The sequence below is a fragment of the Treponema berlinense genome (assembly GCF_052273165.1).
GTDB lineage: Bacteria > Spirochaetota > Spirochaetia > Treponematales > Treponemataceae > Treponema_D > Treponema_D berlinense_A.
In genome coordinates, this window is the sequence record NZ_DAVZIU010000040.1 from 1 (window position 1) to 6826 (window position 6826).

Here is a 6826-nt window from a genome sequence, read left to right on the forward strand (position 1 = left end):
AAGCATATCCGGACGCATTCAAAGCAAACGTAAAAACTCCGCCAATGGGACATTTTGGCGATGTAGAAAAAGAAATCGGCCGTGTTTGCGTACAGCTCGCCTCTCCGGACTTTAAATACATGAGCGGAGAAACAATCACCCTTGAAGGCGGAATGGGATTAAGACCGTAAACACAAAAAGGGGAAGACTCCCCTTGCGGCCGCACTGCGTTGCGCCCTATCCCCTCTGCGGGGACACCCCGCAACGCCCCGATAAGTTGAGGGAAAAGGATCTGTAGTAATGTACAGACAAAATAGAAAGTAGAAATTTCTAATAATTGGAAAAATTATGACATTCTTCCGATAAGATGTAATCGGAAAGGCGGTCGATCACATTTATAATCTTAATGCAATTTGAATTCTAATTGTTTTTCATTTTCAAGAAGAACTTGCCGCACTTTTTTATAAATTTTATTTGTTTTTTGCAACCCAGACGCCGTTAAAATTTTTAAGTTCTTCTTCGCCAAGATTTTTCATTTCTTCGCATTTTTGAATGTATTTTTCTGAAACTCCGTCAGTTTTTTTTATTGATTCAAAAAGTTTTTGAGCTTCATCGAAATCCGCTTTATAAAAACAATTCAAAGCTTTTTCAAAAGTTGAATATTTTTCTTTCTGCGCTTCGTATTCTTCCCGCACAACAGGCTCAAAAACTGTAATTGCATTATTTTTTCCAACAACCTTAACGCGCGCAAGTTCACGGAAATACAAACTGCTTCCGCTTTTTTGCGCTTCATCTTTTGTATTTTTTGAACACATTAAAATTGAATTAATATAATAATTTGAATCAAAAAATGAGCGTGTAATTAAAAGATTTATAAACTGTCCAAAAACGACAATCAGAACAAAATACAAAATCTTAAAATGTTTTGTTCTGTTTTCAACAAGAAAAACAAGAATTCCGCCAAGAAATGCAAAAATCAGCGAGTAAATCAAATCAAAAGCAACAGGAACTTTTTTTACAAAATCATCTGTCAAATAATTATCAAGCAAAGTTATATGAACTCCACTCCCCCTGGATAATTCTTAGACATCGGAGTCGAACAGATATCATAAAGACCAGGTGCATAAAACATAAAAAAAACGGTGCAATTTTCAAAGTCAGAAGGCACAAAATCGCTCGGCAAACCTTTTTTGTGATTTTCAGCCGATTTTAAAATATCCCAAGCCCTGTAACCTGCATATTTTGAAAAATCCTTATAGCGCATAAGAACTTCTCGGCCACGGCCAGCCCCATTTTTTTTCTCTGTTTGCGCTGTTTATGGAATCCTGATCAATTCCAATATAACAAAAATCATCACTTACAGCGAATTTTTTTGAAGAACTTTTCATTCTCCAGTCGTAAAGTTTGTTTTCAAGTGAAGTAAAAATCCCTGCAAAACTCAAAATTGACAAAAAAACAAACGAAACCAATAAAGAATAAATCAAAAATGTTTTGTACTTTTTTTCATGAACACTTCCTTTTTCATAATAAGGCTTCAGTTTTTATTATGCAAATTCAGTAATGGATTTTAAAAGAAATTAAATATAATTTTTATTACAATGAATTAAACAAAATACAAATTTAAAAATATTTTTTACAGGAGCTTTTATGAAAGAATTTTTTTTGGAAGATTTTGGTGGCAAAAACGATGGAGTTTTTAACAACGTAAACGCTTTTGCAATGGCTTTTATGGAAATTTCAAGAAACGGCGGCGGAAAATTAACCCTTAAAAAAGGAAATTATCTTACAGGACCGATTGATATTCCTTCAAACACAACTCTTTTTTTGGAAGAAGGATGTGAACTTTCCTTTGTAACAGAACCGACATGCTATCCACCTGTTTATACCAGATGGGAAGGTGTTGAATGTTTTGCAATGCATCCGCTGATTTTTTCACGCAACACAAAAAATGTTTCAATCACAGGAAAAGGAACTTTAAATGGCAACGGAGAACCGTGGTGGGCTTTAGCACACGCCAAACGAAATGACCAAATGGAACCTGTCGAACCATACGAAAAACTTCTTGCTTCAATGAACCCCGACCACAAAAATCAGCCGGGCGGCGGCGGTGGAAGAGAAAGCCAGTTTCTGCGCCCAAGTTTTGTTGAATTCTCAAATTGCGAAAATGTCACAATCGAAGGTATAAAAATTATCAATTCTCCGTTTTGGACAGTTCACCCGCTTTATGTAAATAATCTTACTTTAAAAGATCTTTATATCGAAAATCCCTACGAAGCACCAAACACCGACGGAATTGATATTGACTCTTGCCAGAATGTAAAAATCCTTAATTGTTTTGTTTCAGTCGGCGACGACGGAATCTGTCTTAAATCAGGCTCAGGTCCTGACGGAATCAGATGCAATGTTCCGACAAAAAATGTTCTAATCAAAAATTGCACAGTTCGTTTTGCACACGGAGGTCTCGTTGTCGGAAGCGAAACTGCGGCAGGAATTTTCAACGTTACGGCAGAAGACTGCGATTTAGACAGCACAGACCGCGGAATCCGCATCAAAAGCCGCCGTGGCCGCGGAGGAGCACTCGAGGGCATTCATCTCAAAAATATTTCAATGAACAACACGCTCTGCCCTCTTTCAATAAATATGTTCTATTCGTGCGGAGAATACGATCCTTCATCTCCTCTTTTCAGTCTCGAAAAACAGCCTGTAACAAAAGAAACACCGACATTAAAAAATGTTTCAATTATCGGCGTAAAAGCCCAAAACTGCCGTGCAAGTGCAGGATTGATTGCCTGTCTTCCGGAAGTTCCTGTCGAAAACCTATTGATTCAAGACTGCGAGTTTTCTACAGACGAAAAAAACGAAGCTTCACCTATGCAAAGTGATATGTTCTTCGGGCTTCCTGAAATAACAGAAAAATCTTTCCGAATTCTGAATGCTCCTGATGCAGTATTCAAAAACGTTAAAGTTTCAGGTCCGAAAGAGCCGTTCATCTTCAGGTAGTTTTTCTTAATTTTTACGGGCGTTCCCACAATTTTTGCAAAGCAAAAATTGTGGTCGCTACGTTACAGGTTCCGCTTTCGCTTCATTCTTCCGCTTCGCTTCAGAACGCTGCGCGCCTTCCACATCGCTAACGCAAATTTCAGTCAACCTTTCATTCGACAAAATCGCTTTTGAATTATTTTTTCAACTTTTCTTCATGTAACTTGTAAAGAATAATTCCCCAGTTTTCTGTCAGAAATTACAACATTTTATATATATCATGGCGGGAGTTTTTCCGCTTCAAATTGTTGCTTAAAACCAAAAGTCCCGGCTCATCAACATGAATAAAAAGTTTATTCCTTAAATCAATACACTGTTTACGGAATAAAGGCGGTTCATTGTTTCCGTTAAAATAACGACTAAAATCAAGTACATCATTTCCTGTAGTTTTAAATAACTGTTTCATTTTACTGACCTCCATGTCATTTTTTTTGTGCTAATGTTTTCGTTTGGGATTATTGATAAACTTTGGTGGAATAGGAACTGCATATCGAGGAATCTTTTGATAATCGCAAATGTATTCAGCTAAAGTGCGACCGTCATCTTTTAATTTTAAATTGAATACCAAGTCGCATAAATCCTTGAAATGTTCTTTAGGAGATGTTTCGTACCATTTGCGGTTAGTTGCGTATTCTTCTTCTGGAAGAATATAAACATCCCAACCGTCTTCTTCTCCCCAAGCAATATCATAATGCCAGTTCATATGTACAAAATAAGGCTCTCCATCACATTCTTCGTAAAACTCATCAAGAGTTCCCAAATCGACATCTAAAATTTGTTCCTTATTCTGTTGTTTCATTTCAATTTTCCTCCGTTAATTGCAAATTTTGAAAGATTGTGTTTAATGAAGTAATCTACAATTTTATTAACTTTGTTTTTTTCTTTCGTTGTTAATAAACGAGGTTCCTTGTCTTTTATATGAACTGAAATAGTTAAAAGTAAAATTAAAAATATTTTTTTCATTTTTTCCTCTTACCTTATTATTGGATTTGGATATTAAGTTTTTACGCTAATTTATAAAAAATATTTAAAACTGTGCCTGCTCCTAGCAGGCATTCGCATAACGTTGTTTTATCCGCTCGAAAACTGAGTTATGCCTTTTTATGTGGTCCCAAAAATTTATCTCTATTGAAATGAATCATATGGTCAGGATTATCTGCAATCCAAGATTCTGTTTCCCAAGCAATATCATGAGCGAAGCGTACAAATGTGCTTTTGTCCGGAAATGCTGAAATATAAACCTTATCTGCATTTACTGAAGAAAATAATTCTTCAAGTTCTATGTATCTTTTACTGTCTACGGGGCCATGAGATGTAACAGATTCGACAAGAACAAGCCAATTTTTTTCTTTTACATATAAAATTACATCAGGCATTTTTCCATGTTCTTGAACATTGAAAAGCAAATTTCCAGCAATTTCTTGGTCGTAATAACCCCATTTTTCGCCAGTATCACCAATATAAACTAACTCGCACCCTGGCAGAAATCTTGGAGCCATTTCTTCTATGATTTGTTTTATAAGTTCACTGTGTTTGCCAGGAGAAATTTGAATTGAATGTTCATCTCTGATTTTTACAGAAACCATATTCATTTCTCTTTCGTGGGAATATCGTTCTGAAAGTGTTTTCTGATTCTTCTTGAATTCTTCCAAAGCCTTGTCAAAATCTTTTGTTTCATATTTTTTGATTACGTCAAAAGCAGCAGGAGAAATCTGATAAACTGCTTTTGGACTGTTTACAGGTCTTGACGGGTCATCAGGATTATAGAGAACAATTCCAGCTTGAACTAATTGATGTGTGCTAAACCGTCTGAATGTTTCTCTTGAATTTGGAGCGTATTCTTTGCGGTAATTGATTTTTGTAAAATCCATCATCGGTGTAATTCCAATTAACGGTTTTTCAGCATTTTGCCATTTCTTTTCTGGCGTAATATTTACAATAGCAAGCAGACAATAAGCAGTCCTATCGTTTAATTGTGCATTTGGCATACCGAATCTTGTTAAAATATCGATTGCCTGTGTAACTTTCTCAGAAATTAACTGCTCTACGTTTTTCATTGATTGACTCCATTGCAATGAAATCAAAAAGCTGTTGATTCCAAACTTTATATTTTTCCAATTGTTTTCCCATTTCTACCAACTGAGGCTTTGTTGGATAGGGGAGATTTCTTAAATCTGTTGCGTTCACCTGTGTATGTCCGCTGAAAAGTCTGAACTGTTCATCTAAAAAGGTCGTGTTAAGCCAAACAGTCAAACCGTAGGCAATATCTTTGGGCAATCCTTTCTTATTTTCATGGAAAACGTTCAAATGGTTTTCGAAAGCAAAAGCCGGTGTATTAATATCTTCTGCTGAAATCAAAGAAGCAACGATTCTTTTCTGTTCTTCCTTCGTGGAAAATCTTTTTACAACAACATAAAAACCAGCTGGTGCAAACATAGGTGCTGTTTTATCTGCAATTAAAATCGCATTTGGCTTTTTTGATTCTTTTGGCCAGTCAGTTCTGAAATGCCTGAAATGAACAGGATAAAGCAAAGGAACTGTGTTTTCTTCAGGCTCTTTTCTGATGTAATCTTTTGTTCTGAAATCGACAATTGTTCCTGTTGAAACATTTGTACCAGTTTCTTTCAAAGAAATAAAATCATGTCCGTTTTCAAAATAAACACTTTTGTTTTTCTGAGACGGTAGAGGGATATTTAAATACTTTTCTTTATCAGATGGATTTACAATTGAACCGAATTCAAAAGTTTCAGTTTGTAAGTCGGAAAAAACTGCGTCTGATGAATAAGAAATATCAACATTACTTTGTTCAGTTTCTTTTTGAAGCATTATAATTATGTTTTCCTGAAGAACTGATTCATCTTTAAAAGCTTTATTTCTGGACTCAAACAAGTGAATATGTTTTATTGAACAATTTTTAAGAATGAATTCTCTAAATGGCTTATAATAAGAACCGTTGCAAAAACTTCTGGGGACAATTGCAACTAAATATCCTTTTTCTTTTAATTGTGCAATTGAAGCACCAACAAAAGCTGAATACAAGTTTACAGTTTCTAGACCGAAAACCCGTGTATATTCTCTCGCTGCTGATTTTGTAAGAATCTTCTTGTATGGAGGATTCATTATTACATGAGTGAATTGTTCATTTGTACCAAAAGAATATTCAAATGATGTTTTTTCAAGAAAGTCTTCACCGAAAATTTGGTAGGAATAATTTGAGAAATCTTTACCTTCTGTTTCTAGATTTTCTTTTAAACTTTTTAAGACAGTTTTATCAAATTCGTAAGTTGTAACATTTACTTTTGAATTATTCCATTTTTCAGATTTTATTCTTTCCAAAAGGGCACACGATAATGTTCCAATTCCTGCGCCTGGGTCAAGAATATTTAAATCTTCTTTTGTTTTTGGGAACAAAGAAGACATATATTTTGCAATATTGTAGGGAGTAAGGTATTGTCCAAAATCTTTTTTATGTGATTCTGTTGTTTTTACAGCGTGAGAAAGTCTTTCTTTTTCTATTATTTCTGAAACCACACCCATACATTCAAGTATAGCATATTTTTTGATTTTTTCTATAACACTAAAGCTTCTTCTTTTTGCCATATAAATTCTTTTTCAAATATCCGCCTGCACATAGCAGGCGTAGGCATAACGTTGTTTTGTCCGCTCGAAAATAGAGTTATATGTTTTTTGAGCTCTTTTGGATTAACTGTGATTATATACCATAATTTTTCCTTTTTATTGATTGCTTCTAGTATAGTTTTTATATAAAAAACTTGACAAACAGAATAAAAAATGTAAATTTTAAGTA

The 6826-nt window shown here is 34.7% G+C and carries 10 protein-coding genes; 1 reads left to right on the plus strand and 9 read right to left on the minus strand.

Annotated features, from left to right (window positions below; translation table 11 throughout):
- Positions 1–449 precede the first annotated feature (449 nt).
- Genes ACT6XC_RS09180 through ACT6XC_RS09190 form a run of 3 tightly spaced genes read right to left on the minus strand, consistent with a single transcriptional unit; the run spans position 450 to position 1463 of the window.
- Positions 450–1028, minus strand: coding sequence for a hypothetical protein (locus ACT6XC_RS09180; RefSeq protein ID WP_443741583.1), 579 nt, complete (start codon positions 1026–1028; stop codon positions 450–452).
- 2 nt (positions 1029–1030) lie between these two features.
- A complete protein-coding gene (locus tag ACT6XC_RS09185; RefSeq protein ID WP_443741584.1) occupies positions 1031–1243 on the minus strand; it encodes a hypothetical protein in 213 nt (70 codons plus the stop codon).
- Positions 1233–1463 (minus strand): CHASE2 domain-containing protein, encoded by a 231-nt coding sequence (locus ACT6XC_RS09190; protein ID WP_443741585.1) that lies wholly within the window; start codon positions 1461–1463, stop codon positions 1233–1235. Before ACT6XC_RS09190 ends, ACT6XC_RS09185 begins: the two co-directional genes overlap by 11 nt.
- A 163-nt stretch (positions 1464–1626) precedes the next feature.
- On the opposite strand from ACT6XC_RS09190, the gene ACT6XC_RS09195 reads away from it, so the two are divergent.
- Entirely contained in the window at positions 1627–2979 is a 1353-nt protein-coding gene (locus ACT6XC_RS09195) for a glycoside hydrolase family 28 protein (RefSeq protein ID WP_443741586.1), read from the plus strand.
- Positions 2980–3217: 238 nt separating this feature from the next.
- Here ACT6XC_RS09195 and ACT6XC_RS09200 read toward each other — a convergent pair whose 3' ends face one another.
- The 6 genes from ACT6XC_RS09200 to ACT6XC_RS09225 all read right to left on the minus strand — a co-directional run.
- Positions 3218–3424: a hypothetical protein gene (locus ACT6XC_RS09200; RefSeq protein ID WP_443741587.1), complete on the minus strand. Its 207-nt coding sequence runs from the start codon at positions 3422–3424 to the stop codon at positions 3218–3220.
- 30 nt (positions 3425–3454) lie between these two features.
- Complete coding sequence (locus ACT6XC_RS09205) at positions 3455–3817, minus strand: hypothetical protein (RefSeq protein WP_443741588.1); 363 nt, start codon at positions 3815–3817, stop codon at positions 3455–3457.
- Positions 3814–3981, minus strand: a complete 168-nt coding sequence (locus ACT6XC_RS09210) for a hypothetical protein (RefSeq protein ID WP_443741589.1) — start codon at positions 3979–3981, stop codon at positions 3814–3816. Before ACT6XC_RS09210 ends, ACT6XC_RS09205 begins: the two co-directional genes overlap by 4 nt.
- Before the next feature lie 128 nt (positions 3982–4109).
- Positions 4110–5075, minus strand: coding sequence for a BsuBI/PstI family type II restriction endonuclease (locus ACT6XC_RS09215; protein WP_443741590.1), 966 nt, complete (start codon positions 5073–5075; stop codon positions 4110–4112).
- Positions 5047–6618 (minus strand): Eco57I restriction-modification methylase domain-containing protein, encoded by a 1572-nt coding sequence (locus ACT6XC_RS09220; RefSeq protein ID WP_443741591.1) that lies wholly within the window; start codon positions 6616–6618, stop codon positions 5047–5049. Before ACT6XC_RS09220 ends, ACT6XC_RS09215 begins: the two co-directional genes overlap by 29 nt.
- Positions 6588–6826: hypothetical protein (locus tag ACT6XC_RS09225; protein WP_443741592.1), on the minus strand; the 239-nt coding region annotated here is incomplete at its 5' end. The genes ACT6XC_RS09225 and ACT6XC_RS09220, both read right to left, overlap by 31 nt.